Here is a 13,507-nt window from a genome sequence, read left to right on the forward strand (position 1 = left end):
TCTCGATGGAATAGCTAAAGGAGATTGAAATGGCTGACGGTTCTTGGTCGCCGACACCTTCATTAAGGAGCCAGGTAAGCGAGGCGGAGTGGCAGATGCGCGTCGATCTCGCCGCGCTCTACCGGCTTGTGGCGCTGCATGGCTGGGACGATATGGTCTATACCCATATATCGGCACGGCTGCCGGGGCCGGACCATCATTTCCTCATCAATCCCTACGGCATCTTCTTCGAGGAAATGACGGCGTCGTCGCTCGTGAAGGTCGATATGGACGGCCAAGTCGTCCAGGATACGCCCTACAAGGTCAATGCGGCGGGCTTCACCATTCACTCCGCGATCCATGGCGCGCGCGAAGATGTGAAGTTCGTGATGCACCTGCATACCGACCAGGGCATTGCCGTGTCGGCACAGAAGGAAGGGTTGCTGCCGCTCAGCCAGACTGCGCTGGCCGTCCTCCCCGAACTTGCCTATCACGACTATGAAGGCATCGCGCTCGATTGGGACGAGCGCGAGCGGCTGGTCGCCGACCTTGGCAACAATGCGGCGATGCTGCTGCGCAATCACGGCACTTTGGCCGTTGGCCTGGACGCTGGCGATTGCTGGCGCACCATGTTCATCCTGGAACGGGCCTGCAAGATTCAGGTCATGGCGCTGACAGCGGGGCGCGACAAGGTGCTGATCGCACCCGAAGAGGCGCAGGAGACGGTGGCCGCCCAGATGGCTGCGCGCGGCCCGCTTCGACTGGAGGGCGGTCAATCCGCTTACGAGTTGATCTGGCCCGGTTGCCTGCGTCGCCTCCATCGCGAACTGCCGGGTTTCGATGCCTAACAGAATACATGCGCGATGGCGTTATCGCGCCATTGCGCATCCCGTCTGATACAAGAAAGTCTGATAATGTCCGACCCCAAGGAAATCGAAGGCGCCACCACCCATTTCACGCAAATGGTCGATTCCACCAAAGAGGACTGGGCGATCATCGATAGCCATTACAAGCCCTTTCACGCGGGACTGTCCAACCGGATCCTGACGCATCTGAAGCTGCTGGACGGTGATTTCGGCGGCTATCCCGTGGATCGGCTGGAACATAGCGTCCAAACCGCCACGCGCGCCTATCGGGCGGGAATGGACGAGGAATATGTCGTGTGCGCTCTGCTGCACGACATTGGCGACACGCTGGGTTCAGGCAATCATGCGGATCTCGCCGCGGCGATCCTAAAGCCCTATGTCTCGGAAAAGAACCACTGGATGGTGGAAAAGCACGCCATCTTCCAGGGCTATTATTTCTTCCATCATATCGGTGAAGACCAGCATATGCGGGACAAGTTCAGGGGACACCCGCACTTTGAGTATACGGCGGATTTCTGTCACCTTTACGATCAGTCCGCCTTCGACGCCAATTACGACACCATGCCGCTCGAAGCGTTCGAACCGATGGTCCACCGGCTTTTCTCGACGATGCGATATTCGTTCTACAAAAGCCCGACCGCAGAATAATCGGCCGATAGCAGACAGACATGATCGAAACGCGTTGCGTCAGCCTGAATGGCCTTGAATTCACCGTCGACATTGCGGGTCACGGCAATGAGCAGACCGTTCTGCTGCTACATGGCTTCCCGGAATCGCGCTATATGTGGCATCCTCAGGTAGAGGCTCTGTCGGCCGCGGGATTTCGCGTCATAGCGCCCGACCAGCGTGGCTATTCCACGGGCGCGCGCCCCGCCGAGCAGGATTCCTATCGCGTGGAACTCATCGTCCAGGATGCGGCGGACCTCATGCAGGCGCTGGGCATTGCTGACTTCCATCTGGTCGGACATGATTGGGGCGGGCAGATCGCGTGGTTGCTCGCGTCGGCTCATCCGGACAGGATCCGCACCCTGAGCATATTGTCGCGGCCCCATCCGGCTGCTTTCGCGCGGGCGATGGCGGAAGACCCGGAGCAGCCGGAGCGATCCCGCCATCATCGATTCCTGAAGGATCCGGACGCCTATGCCCGGATGCGCATTGACGGGCTTCGCCCCTTGCGGGAGGCTTTGGAAACCCAGCATGTGCCGCCAGAAATCGCGGCGGTGCATATCGCCAAGCTTGCCGAGCCGGGCGGCGTGGAAGGCGCCATCAACTGGTATCGCGCCAGCGGCTTCACGGGCGCGGAGACGCCTCCCATCGACCTGCCGACCCTCTACATCTGGGGCACCGAAGACGCGACGGTTGGGCGATATGCGGCTGAACTGACGTCCGACTATGTCACCGGACCGTTCCGGTTCGTGACCGTTGCAGGGGCGGGACATTTCATCGTCGATCAATGCCCCGACATCGTGTCGAATCTGCTGTTCGAACATATAAGGCAGGGCGCGGATAGTCCTGCCTAGAGCAGAATCCGACCCGATTGCATCGGATCGGCTGCTCTAGACCTTTGTTTTGCCGCGTTTTCCGAGTCAACAGATGATTGGCTTCGCCGAACTGCCGTTTCTATCTGCTTAGAAAACGCTCTAGCAGGTCTGTCCGCACCAGCGCGCGCTCCGGTCTAGTTGTCACACAGGCGTCGTTGCAGCCGATAGGCTGTCGGCGACATGCCGAGCCAGTCGAAGCAGGCGCGCCAGAGACTGCGGCGATCCGAAAAACCGAGATCGAACGCGATGTCGTCCAGATTGGCGTCGGTCGCCAGCAGGGTGCAGAGCTTCCGCATCCGGACTTCCCGGGAAAGTTCACGGAAACTCGTTCCTTCCTGCGTGAGCCGGCGCTGCAAGGTCGCTGCGCTCATCCCGAGCTTGCGGGCCGCGACACGCTGATTGGGAATTTCCTCCTGCATCAGCACGCGCAATTCATCGACGATCGAACTGGACGCATCCGAACTCACCGAGCGCGGCGATCTCTGCGCGATTTCCATGAAGACGGACGATTCGTGGAAGGAGAAGCTCTTGTAGCGACGCACGCCGAGCGGCAGGTTGAGAATTTCCTTGGGATAGACCATGGAGACGCCGGTTCCGTGCCTCCAGCAACTGGTTGCAAGTCCGGTCAGAAGCGACTCGTTGCGATCGCCCAACAGGCTCGACAGCCTCGTGCGGACGGGTTCGATCCATTGGCCCGTGCCCCAGACCAGGACGCAATGAAACACCATCGCGATCAGCTCGACATAGATTTCGCCCCGTTCGGACAGATCATTCATCGCGTAGGTAATGCTAAGGCCGTCGGAGCCATAGCCGACCGATACCGTCATGCCGGAGGGAATGACCTGAACGAACTCGCAGAAGCGCTTCAGTCCTTCGCTCACCGAATCCATGTGGTTCACCGCGGTGAAGATCACGGTCCAACTGCCCTTCGGTAGTGGCCGGGGGGTGCACCCGTGTCCCTCATCGTCATATTTGTAAATTCCATCGACACACAGATTCCAGAAATCCACACGGGAAATGCTCGCGGGCAGTTGGCCCAGCGCATCGCACAGCCCAGCTCCCGCCATCAGCGCGCGCGCCCGTTCCACGCCGAAAAATGTTTCGACATAATGTCTGGAAAGTTGTTCGGCGCCGAAATTACGGGCCGCGGTTGAAAACAGGACCGATCGGCTATCCTGCATCGCGCTGGGCCATGTCTGAGAGCCGAACATCGACGGATAGCCGCTTGAATCCTGAACTCGGCAGAGGTTCGCTTTCATATCCAGCCTCTCTGTTGGCGGCTCGTCGTTGCGAAGCCAGTCCTTGAAATAATTTGTACTATAGGGCAAAAACTGGTTCAAGGCAATGCCTGCCACCCATGTCTTAGTAGAGGATAGTCCTGAATTGCCTGTGACCCGACGCCTTTCCGCCATCCCCGGCACGCGCGTGAGGACACGTGGGCCAAAGCGAGCGCCTGCTCAGGCGAGGTCAGTCGAAACCCGCAAACGGATCATCGAAGGGGCGATCCTCGTTTTGGCGGATCGCGGGATTGCGGGCATGACGCACCGGGAGATCGCTCGCACCGCAGGCGTTTCCCTGGCGTCGACAACTTACCATTTCGCCAGCAAGTTCGACATCCTGGCCGCTGCTTCACAGGAAATGCTGGATGAAGACACGCTGCTGCTTCCCCGCGATGACGCTGCCGGGCCGAGCGGGAAGGGAGGGGCGGGGTGCCCCCGATCCTGGCTTGTGGAATTCCTAATCAAGGTGGGTAGAGAGCAACGTGTGCGCAGCGCCTGCTGGACCGAAATCATGCTGGATGCGCCACGCCACCCAGAATCTCTTGCGCTGGCCCGCCGTTGGTTCGCTGCCGCAGCAAAAGTCTGGAGCGAATGGGCCTTTTCATCAGGCGGTGACGACAACGAACTGGCTGCGCGATCCTATGGTGACATAACTGTCGGACTTCTTCTTTTTGTGCTGGTTCTTCGTCCTACCGAGGACGATCTGAGGGCGGTGTTCGATGGCGGCGAAGACCCCCTCGACAGGTGGGGACATGGCGAGAAGGCTCCCGCCGCCAAGCCTGCGCGGCTGACCGGCAAGTCGGCGGTGACGCGGGAGGCGATCCTGACGGCAACCCTGGATGAACTGGTTTCGAAGGGGCAGACGGCGATCGGCCTCAAGGCCATGGCCAGCAAGGCGGGGCTTTCGCCGTCAGGGGCCTTTTACCACTTTCCCACAACCGCCAGCCTGATCGAAGCCGCCCAGCATCGCCTGTTCGAAAATGCGAAGGATCGCTATCGTATCGTTGCCTCGCTGGAACGCGGGGAAGAAAGCCTTGAAAGGCTGATCGATCGAACGACCGTCATCTTCTTCCGCGAAGCGACGGAATATGCGCTGGAAAGTCTCGCAATCTACCGGGTTTGGCTTGAAGCCAGCCGCCAGCCGTCGCTGCAATCTGCGATCTGGGCCGACATTGCGGACCAGCACAGCGCCTGGCGGCGTCTTTTGACACCGATCTCCTCGTCGCTGCGGCCCCTCGATCCGCTACTGTCTCAGGCGTTGTTCACCGGAAAACTGATCCGGCTGGTGGCCAGCGGTTCGCGGACGGAGGATCTGGCCCATGTGCGCCGGGAGTTTGCCCATGATCTGACCATGATCTCCTCCGGCCGTTTCTGGGTGTAAGAGTCCGTTTGAGAAATCGCGGAAGAGCGATTTCCGAGGCGGCACCAGCCCTCTCCCCCACCCGGCCACCCATAAAATACTGCCGTTGGGTGGCCGGGTGGGGGAGAGGGCTGGTGCCGCAATGCGCCAATAGGCGCATTCTCAAACAGGCTCTAAGCCGATTGATCGAAACGCGATTTCCTCCTTGCGGCAAATTGCGACATCGCGGGTGCGATCAACCATCATTCTCCATCGAGCCGAAATCAATACAACACGAATCAGCACAAAAAGACAAAACTGATGGAGGGGTATCATGACGAAAGGCTATTGCGTGCTTGCGTTGCTCTGCGGGGCTGCCGTTGTTCCGGCTGCTCATGCGCAGACGCCCGACGCGCCTGCGCAGGGGCGAAGCGGTCAGGAGCAGTTAGAGGACATCGTGGTTACCGCATCCCGCCGAAGCGAGACTATCCTGAAAACGCCTATCGCGGTTTCGGCTTATTCTGGCGACAAGCTGCGTGCCGCCCAGACGGTGGCGCTGACGGATCTTGTCGGTCCCAATCCGAACATCCAGATCGGCAATAGCTACAACTCAGCGAACGTCGCGATCAGAGGCATCGGCAACGGGTCGTCCATCAACGCCGGGTCCGATGCGGGCGTCTCCATCCAGGTAGACGGCGTATACATGGCCCAGCCCGCGCTCACATTGTCGACGTTCCTGGACGTGGCGCGTGTGGAGGTTCTTCGCGGTCCCCAGGGCACGCTCTTTGGCCGTAACGCCACGGGCGGGGCCGTGAATATCATCCCGAACGAGCCGACCCGGGAATTGCATTACGGCTTCGATGTCACGGCGGGCATCGATCCCGGCAGGATCAACACGTCAGGCTATGTCAGCGGTGCCCTCGATGCATCGGGTAAATGGACCGCCCGCCTGTCCGCCCAGCAGACCTATAACCGCGGCTACACGAAGAACCTGTCGACGCCGGAGACCTACAGCCCCGGCTATTCGAACAATCTTGTCACGTCCAACGCGCCGGGCCGACTGGACGACGCGAACAACCAGTCGGTTCGCGGCCAGATCAAATGGGAACCTTCCGACAGCTTCAATGCCCGGCTGCTTGTCGAATATCAGCGCGATCATTCCAACGGCCCGGCAACCTTCCTCGAAGGCACGCCCGACCCCGACCAGCCTCTTCCCGCAATTCTCGTCGGGCAACCGCTTGGAAGTGTCAGCAAGCGCGAAGTGTACAACAATGAAGCGATGAGGCGGGTCGAAGGCAAGAATGTCAACCTGACGCTGAACTGGGCGCTGGGGAGCGGCGATCTCAAGGCGCTTGGCTCCTATGCGGACACCAAGATCCACAATATTCAGGACGGCGACGGAACCGACGCGCTCCACACCTATTCCGACTTCAACAACAAGACCCATCAATATTATGGCGAACTGCTTTACACGTCCGACGCGTCCAAGCCGTTCACCTATATCATCGGCACCAACTATTTTCATGAAAAGCTGAAGCAGGATATTTCGGTTCCGATCAGCCTGCTGCCCATGCCAGTCGATCTGGGTGCGAAGATCAACACCACTTCCTACGCCTTCTTCGGGCATGCCCAATATGCGCTGACGCCCGAGGCAAAGGTTTTTGCCGGCCTGCGATACACGCACGACAAGAAGGTCGATCTCGACGATTATAATAGCTACGTCGGTATCCTGCCGAGGCAGAGCACCTCGTCCAGTCAGGTCACCTATGAAGTGGGTGCATCCTATGCCTTCAGCACGAGGCTCGACGCCTATGTGAAATATGCCACTGGCTACAAGGGCGGCGGCTTTTCGGCCGGCGGTCTTGCTCCCGCCTTCGATCCGGAAAAGAACACCAACCTTGAAGCTGGCCTGAAAGGCTGGTTCTTCGATCACGGATTGCAGGCCAACATCGCTGCGTTCCACATGAAGTATGATAATCTTCAGGTGAACCAGATCAATGGCGCGTCGACACAGGTCGTCAACGCCGCGAAGGCAACCATCTACGGCATCGAGGCCGAAACCGTCATCCGGCCCGTCGAGGCGCTGCGGTTCGAGGTGTCGGGCGCCTATCTCCATGCGACCTTCGATCGCTTCCGCACCGGCGATCCGGCTCGCCCCGATCTGGGAACGATTGATCCCGATGGCACGCGCAGGTTCGATCTTGATGGCAACAGCTTGCCCCAGGCGCCTCGTTACAGCTTTAGCGCCGGCGGCTATTACGACGTGCCGCTCTCATCGGGCAAGGTCACGCTGGGTGCCCGTTACGACTGGAAGTCACGGCTGTATTTCAGCGAGTTCAACATCCCGGTCTCGTCGCAGTCAGCGGTGGGCAAGCTCAACCTGTCCCTGAACTATGAAAGCGAAGACCGGCGAATCACGGCGAGCCTGTTTGCGAAGAACATCACCAACAAACAGGTCAAATCGAATGTGATCGTGGTGTCGGCGCTGATCGGATCGCTCGCGCTCAGCCAGTATCAGCCGCCGCGGCAGATCGGCGCGTCGTTCGGATACCACTTCTAGAGAGAAACGACAGCAAACCGATGCCGACCGAACATCCGAGCGTGGCGCAGGCCCGAATAGTCAAAGACCATATAGCAGGCTTGATCGCGCGCTCGGATGACATGGATGATCTTGCGGTCGCGATGCGCTATGTGATGGACAATTACTGTCTGACAGGTGCCGAGCGCGACTTCGGATGCTCCACGACGCTCGTCGATCTCGGCACCTGTTCGGGCGAATGGTTCGTCCCGCCGCAGGCGAAGTCCGGCCACCATATCGTCTACATCCATGGTGGTGGCTGGTTCGCCGGGTCGATAGACACGCACCGCCATCTGATCGATCTTATCGCGCGAAAGACCGGGTGCGCGGTGTTTGCGGTCAACTATCGCCTTGCGCCCGAACATCCGTTTCCGGCGGGTCTTCAGGATGCCGGGCGGGCTTACGCCCATGCGTGCTCCAACGGGCCGGCGGGCCCGCTGGAGGCCGCCACCGTCGCCCTGATGGGCGATAGCGCGGGCGGCAATCTCTCCGCCGCGCTCGTGATCGACCTTTTGTCCCGCAACGCCCGGCTGCCCGATGCGCTGGCCCTCCTGTCGGGCGTCGTCGATTTCCGTCCGCCTGACCGGATGCCGCCGGGTTCCGACGATCCGACATGCGAGCCAACGACGCAGACCAGGATCGCTGAGCTGTATCTTCAGGGCGTTACGACAGTGGACGATCCACTGGTTTCGCCTGCCGCAGCCCCTTTGGATGTCCTTGAGAGATTCCCGCCGACCATCATTCAGGCGTCATCCGACGAATATCTGCGGGATCAGGATGTCGCCTTTGCCGCCGCGCTCTGGCGGCTGGCGGTGACGGTTCATCTCAGCATCTGGCCGCACCTGCCGCATGCCTTCCACCTCTTTCCGCAGGAACTGTCGGCAGCGGGTCGCGCAGTGGATGAAATCGCCGCGTTTCTGGGAGATGTCGAGGCGGCTCCGGTCGATAAACTTGCAAGCGTAGGAGCGCAGAATGACTAAATCCTGGCCGGCTATGTCGCTGAAGGAGGCAGAAGCGCAACTCTGCGTTCCGGGTTCGCGCTTCGAAATCCGCACGGCCATCATCAACGGCCGCGAATTGCGGACATGGGCGAGCCTGCCTGCCAACGTCGCTGAACTGGCAAAGCAGGTGCGGGCCAGGCATGGCGAGCGGGAATTCCTGGTCCTCAACGATGAGCGCGTCACTTATGATGGCTGGTTCCGCGCCGTTGCGACGCTGGCGGATCATCTCGTCCGCGAGGGCGTCAAGCCGGGGGATCGCGTCGCCATCGCGATGCGCAACCTTCCCGAATGGCCGGTGGTGCTGTTCGCGGCGACGGTTTGCGGTGCGATCGCCGTGCCGCTCAACGCGTGGTGGACGGGAGAGGAACTGGGCTATGCGCTCGAACAGTCCGGCTCCACCCTCCTCATCTGCGATGACGAACGCTTTGAGCGCGTGACAAGCGGCGGTTCGGCGCTTGCGGATCGCCTGAAAATGATCGTCTCTCGTTCGTCCCGTCCCGGCATCGTCTCGCTTGAATCCATCATCGGCGCGGTCGCGGACTATGCTCTGCTGCCCGAACTGCCGCTGCCGGACGTGAAGATGAACTCCGACGACCCGCTGACGATCTTCTACACCAGCGGGACGACGGGTCGGCCGAAAGGCGCACTGGGCACGCACCGCAACATGCTTTCGGGCCTGGTGGCGATCGATTTCATCGCCCAGCGCGGCGCGTTGCGCCGGGGCGAGCCGGCCAGCGAGCCTACGCCATCGGTCACATTGATGACCATCCCGTTGTTCCACGTGACCGGCTGTGCCGCGCTGTTGATGTCAGCCTTCGCATGCGGCGGCAAGGTCGTGCTCATGCACAAATGGAATGCGGTCGAAGCGATGGCGCTCATCGAGCGTGAGCGGATCACATCGGCGGGCGGCGTTCCGACCATCGCGTGGCAGTTGATCGATTCTCCTGAGAGGAGCCGGTTCGATCTCAGTTCGCTCAATTATGTCCCCTATGGCGGTGCACCGGCAGCGCCGGATCTGCCTTTCCTGATCGAACGGGAACTGTCGGCCGTGCCCTATAATGGCTGGGGCATGACGGAAACGTCCGGCACGATTACCGGGCATAGTGCGGAAGACTATCTGAACCGGCCCGACAGTTGCGGGCCGCCACTTCCAATTGACGACCTGCGCGTCGTCAACGAGGCGGGCGAGGCACTGCCCGTTGGCGAGATCGGGGAATTATGCGTCCGCGGACCGCAGATCGTGATGGGATATTGGCAGAATCCCGAGGCCACCGAAGCGACCTTCGGCGATGGCTGGCTGCATACGGGCGATCTGGCCCGGCTGGACGAGGAAGGCTTTTGCACGATCGTCGGCCGCAGCAAGGACGTCATCATCCGCGGTGGCGAGAATATCTACGCGGTCGAGGTCGAAAACGCCCTGTTCAGCCATCCCGCCGTCACGGATGCGGCGGTGGTCGCTCTGCCGCATGACCGGCTGGGCGAAGAACCCGGCGCGATGTGCCTGATCGCGGAAGGCCATGAAGTCAGCGAGGATGAGCTGAAGCTCTGGCTGCGCGAACGGCTGGCCGCGTTCAAAATCCCGGTGGTGATCCGCTTTCACCATGAGCCGTTGCCGCGCAACGCCAATGGCAAGGTCATGAAAAATGAAGTGCGCACGCTGCTTCTCTCCCATGCGATGCAGGACTGAAATCCTGGCGCGACACGATTTTATCTGAGGAATAAACGATGGATTTCGCACTTACCGCCCGCCAGACTTCCTTTCGCGATCGCGTGCGCGCGTTCATCCAGACCAACGTCAAGCCTCGCCTTGCCGACTATGAAGCCGAAGTCGCGGCCGAACCCCGCTGGAAGGTGATGCAGGTCATCGAGGAGCTGAAGCCGCTGGCCCGCGAGGCGGGCTTGTGGAACCTCTTCATGCCGCCGCATTCGGGCCAGGAACATGTCGACAACAGCTTTGTGTTCGAGGGTGAGCAACTGACCAACCTCGAATATGCGCTGTGTGCCGAAGAGATGGGTCGGGTATTCTGGGGTTCGGAGATATTTAACTGCTCTGCGCCCGATACCGGCAACATGGAAGTGCTCCACCGATACGGCACGCTGGAGCAGAAGGAACAGTGGCTGCGCCCGCTGATGAACGGGGAAATCCGTTCCGCCTTCCTGATGACCGAACCCAATGTCGCCAGCTCGGACGCCACCAACATCCAGACGTCGATCCGGCGTGACGGCGATCATTATGTCATCAACGGCCGCAAATGGTGGTCGACCGGCACCGGCGATCCGCGCTGCAAGATCGCGGTGGTGATGGGCAAGACCGATCCCAATGCCGACAAATATCACCAGCAAAGCATGATCCTGGTGCCGATGGATGCGCCGGGCGTGCAGATCAGGCGCATGCTCAACGTCTATGGCTATGACCATGCGCCGCACGGGCATGGCGAAGTCGTGCTGGACAATGTGCGGGTTCCGGTGAGCAACATGCTGCTGGGCGAGGGGCGCGGTTTCGAAATCGCGCAGGGACGGCTCGGGCCGGGCCGCATCCATCACTGCATGCGGACCATCGGCGTGGCTGAGAACGCGCTTGAAGCGATGGCGAGCCGCCTGCTCTCGCGTCAGGCGTTCGGCAAGCCGATCGCGAGCCAGTCGGTATGGGAGCAACGGATTGCACGCGCGCGCATCGACATCGAAATGACGCGGCTGCTCTGCCTCAAGGCGGCGGACATGATGGACCAGGCCGGCAACAAGAGCGCGCAGGTCGAGATCGCGATGCTGAAGGTCCAGGCTCCGATGATGGCGTGCCAGATCCTCGATGACGCCATTCAGGCGCATGGCGGCGCGGGGGTGTGCGACGATTTCGATCTCGCCTTCGACTGGGCCAACACCCGCACGCTGCGGCTGGCGGACGGTCCCGATGAAGTGCATGCGCGCGCCATCGCGCGGGCGGAGTTCAAAAAATACAAGGATGTGACGGGTGACAGCCTGTCGAGCGGCGATGTCGGGGCTGCGCGCTGATGCCGGGAGTGCTCGCCTCTCCTCGCCTCAGGGCAAGTCGGGATGACCGCAATGTCTGAACCGGCAATCGTCGACAATGCCATCGACATTGGCAAGCTGACAAGGTGGATGCAGGACCACGTCCCGGAGTTCGAGGGGCCGATCAAGCTCGACAAGTTCTCGGGCGGTCAATCGAACCCGACCTTCGCGCTCGACACGGCGACGCAGCATTATGTGCTGCGTCGCAAGCCTGCGGGCGCGTTGCTGGCCTCCGCCCATGCCGTCGACCGCGAATATCGGCTGCTGAGCGCGCTGTATCCCGAAGGCTTTCCCGTGCCTCGTCCCATCGCCCTGTGCGAGGACGACGCGGTGATCGGATCGGCATTTTACGTCATGGAGCGGATCAAGGGGCGGACGCTGTGGGACGGTGCGCTGCCCGATGAAACTCCAGCGGTGCGCCGGGCGATCTATGAGCAGATGGTGGAAACGCTGGCGCGGCTGCATCGGTTCGATCCGGCGCAGGTCGGCCTGACGGATTACGGCCGGCCCGGCAATTATTTCGAGCGGCAGGTGGCGCGCTGGAGCCGCCAATATCGCGCCTCGCAAACCGAGGATGTGCCGGAAGTCGAAAAGCTGATGGAATGGCTTGCCCGGACCGTGCCCGAGCAGACGGCGTCGACGATCATTCATGGCGACTATCGGCTGGACAACCTGATTTTCGAGCCGTCAGGGTCGAAGGTGCTGGCGGTCATCGACTGGGAATTGAGCACGATCGGTGATCCGTTGGCGGATTTCAGCTATTTCGCGGCGCACTGGTTGATGCCTGCCGATGGTCTTGCGGCTCTTGGCAATGTCGATCTGGAGGCGGCGGGCATTCCCTCGCTCGAAGAGATTACCGACCTTTATTGCGCGATAAGCGGGCGGCCGCGCATCGCGAATCCCCACTGGTATTTCGCATTCAACCTCTTCCGGATCGTCGGGATCGTCCAGGGGATCCGCAAACGCATTATCGACGGCACAGCCTCAAGCCTCGAGGCGGAAACGGCCGCAGCGAAGCTCGTGCCGATGGCGCGGCTTGGCTGGGAACAGGCCCGGCTGGCTGGTGCCCTCGAACCGTAAAGACTGGAGAGTGATATGAAAAATCTGTTCGACCTCAGCGGCAAGGTCGCCATCGTGACAGGGTCGTCGCGCGGTATCGGGCGTGCGATCGCGGAAGCCCTGGCCAATGCGGGTGCACAAGTCGTCATATCCAGCCGCAATCTGGATGCGTGCGAGGAGGCTGCCGCGGCGATCAACGCGGATCTGGGTGAAACACGCGCGGTGGCGATCGCGGCGGACATTGCGGTGAAGGACGATCTGCGGGCGCTGGTCGCGGAGACGGAAAAGCGGCTGGGGCCGGTGGACGTTCTGGTCTGCAATGCGGCGGTCAGTTCGCATTATGGACCGACGCTCGAAATTCCGGACGATGAATTTCACAAGATCATCAACGGCAACATTCTCTCCAACCAGTGGCTCGTTCAGCTTGTCGCGCCTGGAATGATCGAGCGGCAGGCCGGTTCGATCATCATTGTCGCTTCGCTCGGCGCCTATCTCGGGTCCGGCATGATCGGCACCTACCATGTGTCAAAGGCCGCCGACCTCCAGATGGTTCGCAACCTCGCGGTCGAACTCGGCAAGCACAGCATTCGGGTGAACGCGATCTCGCCCGGCATCACGAAGACGGATTTCGCGAAGCGGCTTTGGGAAGACCCGGCTGGCGTCGAGCAGGTAACCAGGCGCACGCCCCTGTGCCGCATTGGCGTGCCGGGCGAAATGGCAGGTGCGGCTGTCTATCTGGCGGCCGAAGCCAGCGCCTTCATGACGGGTCAGTCGCTGCTCATCGACGGCGGCATGGCGATAGGCCCGGCGAGGCTTTGATGCCGGTCGACGCGGATC

Annotated in this window: 11 protein-coding genes; 10 read left to right on the forward strand and 1 reads right to left on the reverse strand. The window is 61.0% G+C overall.

The features are described 5' to 3' along the window. Window positions 1-29: 29 nt before the first annotated feature. The 3 genes from VVT58_RS18735 (at window position 30) to VVT58_RS18745 (ending at window position 2,365) form a co-directional block, all read left to right on the forward strand. Entirely contained in the window at window positions 30-827 is a 798-nt protein-coding gene (locus VVT58_RS18735; RefSeq protein ID WP_066563537.1) for a class II aldolase/adducin family protein, read from the forward strand. A gap of 66 nt (window positions 828-893) precedes the next feature. Continuing rightward, the gene (locus tag VVT58_RS18740; RefSeq protein WP_066563534.1) at window positions 894-1,493 is read left to right on the forward strand and encodes an HD domain-containing protein; all 600 of its coding nucleotides are present in this window, start codon (window positions 894-896) and stop codon (window positions 1,491-1,493) included. 20 nt (window positions 1,494-1,513) lie between these two features. Further along, on the forward strand, window positions 1,514-2,365 hold the full coding sequence (locus VVT58_RS18745; protein WP_327754505.1) for an alpha/beta hydrolase: 852 nt from the start codon (window positions 1,514-1,516) through the stop codon (window positions 2,363-2,365). Between the two features lie 155 nt (window positions 2,366-2,520). On the opposite strand, the gene VVT58_RS18750 is transcribed toward VVT58_RS18745, so the two are convergent. Next, window positions 2,521-3,645, reverse strand: coding sequence for a helix-turn-helix domain-containing protein (locus VVT58_RS18750; protein WP_158511785.1), 1,125 nt, complete (start codon window positions 3,643-3,645; stop codon window positions 2,521-2,523). Between the two features lie 85 nt (window positions 3,646-3,730). Here VVT58_RS18750 and VVT58_RS18755 point away from each other — a divergent pair, with 85 nt between their 5' ends. The 7 genes from VVT58_RS18755 to VVT58_RS18785 all read left to right on the forward strand — a co-directional run bounded on the left by VVT58_RS18755 (window position 3,731) and on the right by VVT58_RS18785 (window position 13,489). Then, window positions 3,731-5,047 (forward strand): TetR family transcriptional regulator, encoded by a 1,317-nt coding sequence (locus VVT58_RS18755; RefSeq protein ID WP_327754503.1) that lies wholly within the window; start codon window positions 3,731-3,733, stop codon window positions 5,045-5,047. Window positions 5,048-5,339: 292 nt separating this feature from the next. After that, complete coding sequence (locus tag VVT58_RS18760) at window positions 5,340-7,565, forward strand: TonB-dependent receptor (protein ID WP_066563522.1); 2,226 nt, start codon at window positions 5,340-5,342, stop codon at window positions 7,563-7,565. A gap of 101 nt (window positions 7,566-7,666) precedes the next feature. Continuing rightward, window positions 7,667-8,563, forward strand: coding sequence for an alpha/beta hydrolase (locus tag VVT58_RS18765; RefSeq protein WP_158511783.1), 897 nt, complete (start codon window positions 7,667-7,669; stop codon window positions 8,561-8,563). Then, a complete protein-coding gene (locus VVT58_RS18770) occupies window positions 8,556-10,271 on the forward strand; it encodes an AMP-binding protein (protein WP_327754502.1) in 1,716 nt (571 codons plus the stop codon). Before VVT58_RS18765 ends, VVT58_RS18770 begins: the two co-directional genes overlap by 8 nt. 38 nt (window positions 10,272-10,309) lie before the next feature. Further along, window positions 10,310-11,593, forward strand: a complete 1,284-nt coding sequence (locus VVT58_RS18775; protein ID WP_327754501.1) for an acyl-CoA dehydrogenase family protein — start codon at window positions 10,310-10,312, stop codon at window positions 11,591-11,593. Between the two features lie 51 nt (window positions 11,594-11,644). Then, window positions 11,645-12,691 carry a phosphotransferase family protein gene (locus tag VVT58_RS18780; RefSeq protein WP_327754500.1) on the forward strand — a complete coding sequence of 349 codons (1,047 nt, stop codon included), beginning with the start codon at window positions 11,645-11,647 and terminating at the stop codon, window positions 12,689-12,691. Window positions 12,692-12,706: 15 nt separating this feature from the next. Further along, window positions 12,707-13,489 (forward strand): SDR family oxidoreductase, encoded by a 783-nt coding sequence (locus VVT58_RS18785; protein WP_327754499.1) that lies wholly within the window; start codon window positions 12,707-12,709, stop codon window positions 13,487-13,489. The last annotated feature ends 18 nt before the right edge of the window (window positions 13,490-13,507 follow it).

This window comes from Sphingobium sp. SJ10-10, assembly GCF_036038995.2.
In the GTDB taxonomy this organism is placed as follows: domain Bacteria; phylum Pseudomonadota; class Alphaproteobacteria; order Sphingomonadales; family Sphingomonadaceae; genus Sphingobium.

Coding starts and splice junctions, on each gene's coding strand:
- VVT58_RS18735 (WP_066563537.1), top strand. CDS start 30: ATGGCTGACGGTTCTTGGTCGCCGACACCTTCATTAAGGAGCCAGGTA.
- VVT58_RS18740 (WP_066563534.1), top strand. CDS start 894: ATGTCCGACCCCAAGGAAATCGAAGGCGCCACCACCCATTTCACGCAA.
- VVT58_RS18745 (WP_327754505.1), top strand. CDS start 1,514: ATGATCGAAACGCGTTGCGTCAGCCTGAATGGCCTTGAATTCACCGTC.
- VVT58_RS18750 (WP_158511785.1), bottom strand. CDS start 3,645: ATGAAAGCGAACCTCTGCCGAGTTCAGGATTCAAGCGGCTATCCGTCG.
- VVT58_RS18755 (WP_327754503.1), top strand. CDS start 3,731: ATGCCTGCCACCCATGTCTTAGTAGAGGATAGTCCTGAATTGCCTGTG.
- VVT58_RS18760 (WP_066563522.1), top strand. CDS start 5,340: ATGACGAAAGGCTATTGCGTGCTTGCGTTGCTCTGCGGGGCTGCCGTT.
- VVT58_RS18765 (WP_158511783.1), top strand. CDS start 7,667: ATGGATGATCTTGCGGTCGCGATGCGCTATGTGATGGACAATTACTGT.
- VVT58_RS18770 (WP_327754502.1), top strand. CDS start 8,556: ATGACTAAATCCTGGCCGGCTATGTCGCTGAAGGAGGCAGAAGCGCAA.
- VVT58_RS18775 (WP_327754501.1), top strand. CDS start 10,310: ATGGATTTCGCACTTACCGCCCGCCAGACTTCCTTTCGCGATCGCGTG.
- VVT58_RS18780 (WP_327754500.1), top strand. CDS start 11,645: ATGTCTGAACCGGCAATCGTCGACAATGCCATCGACATTGGCAAGCTG.
- VVT58_RS18785 (WP_327754499.1), top strand. CDS start 12,707: ATGAAAAATCTGTTCGACCTCAGCGGCAAGGTCGCCATCGTGACAGGG.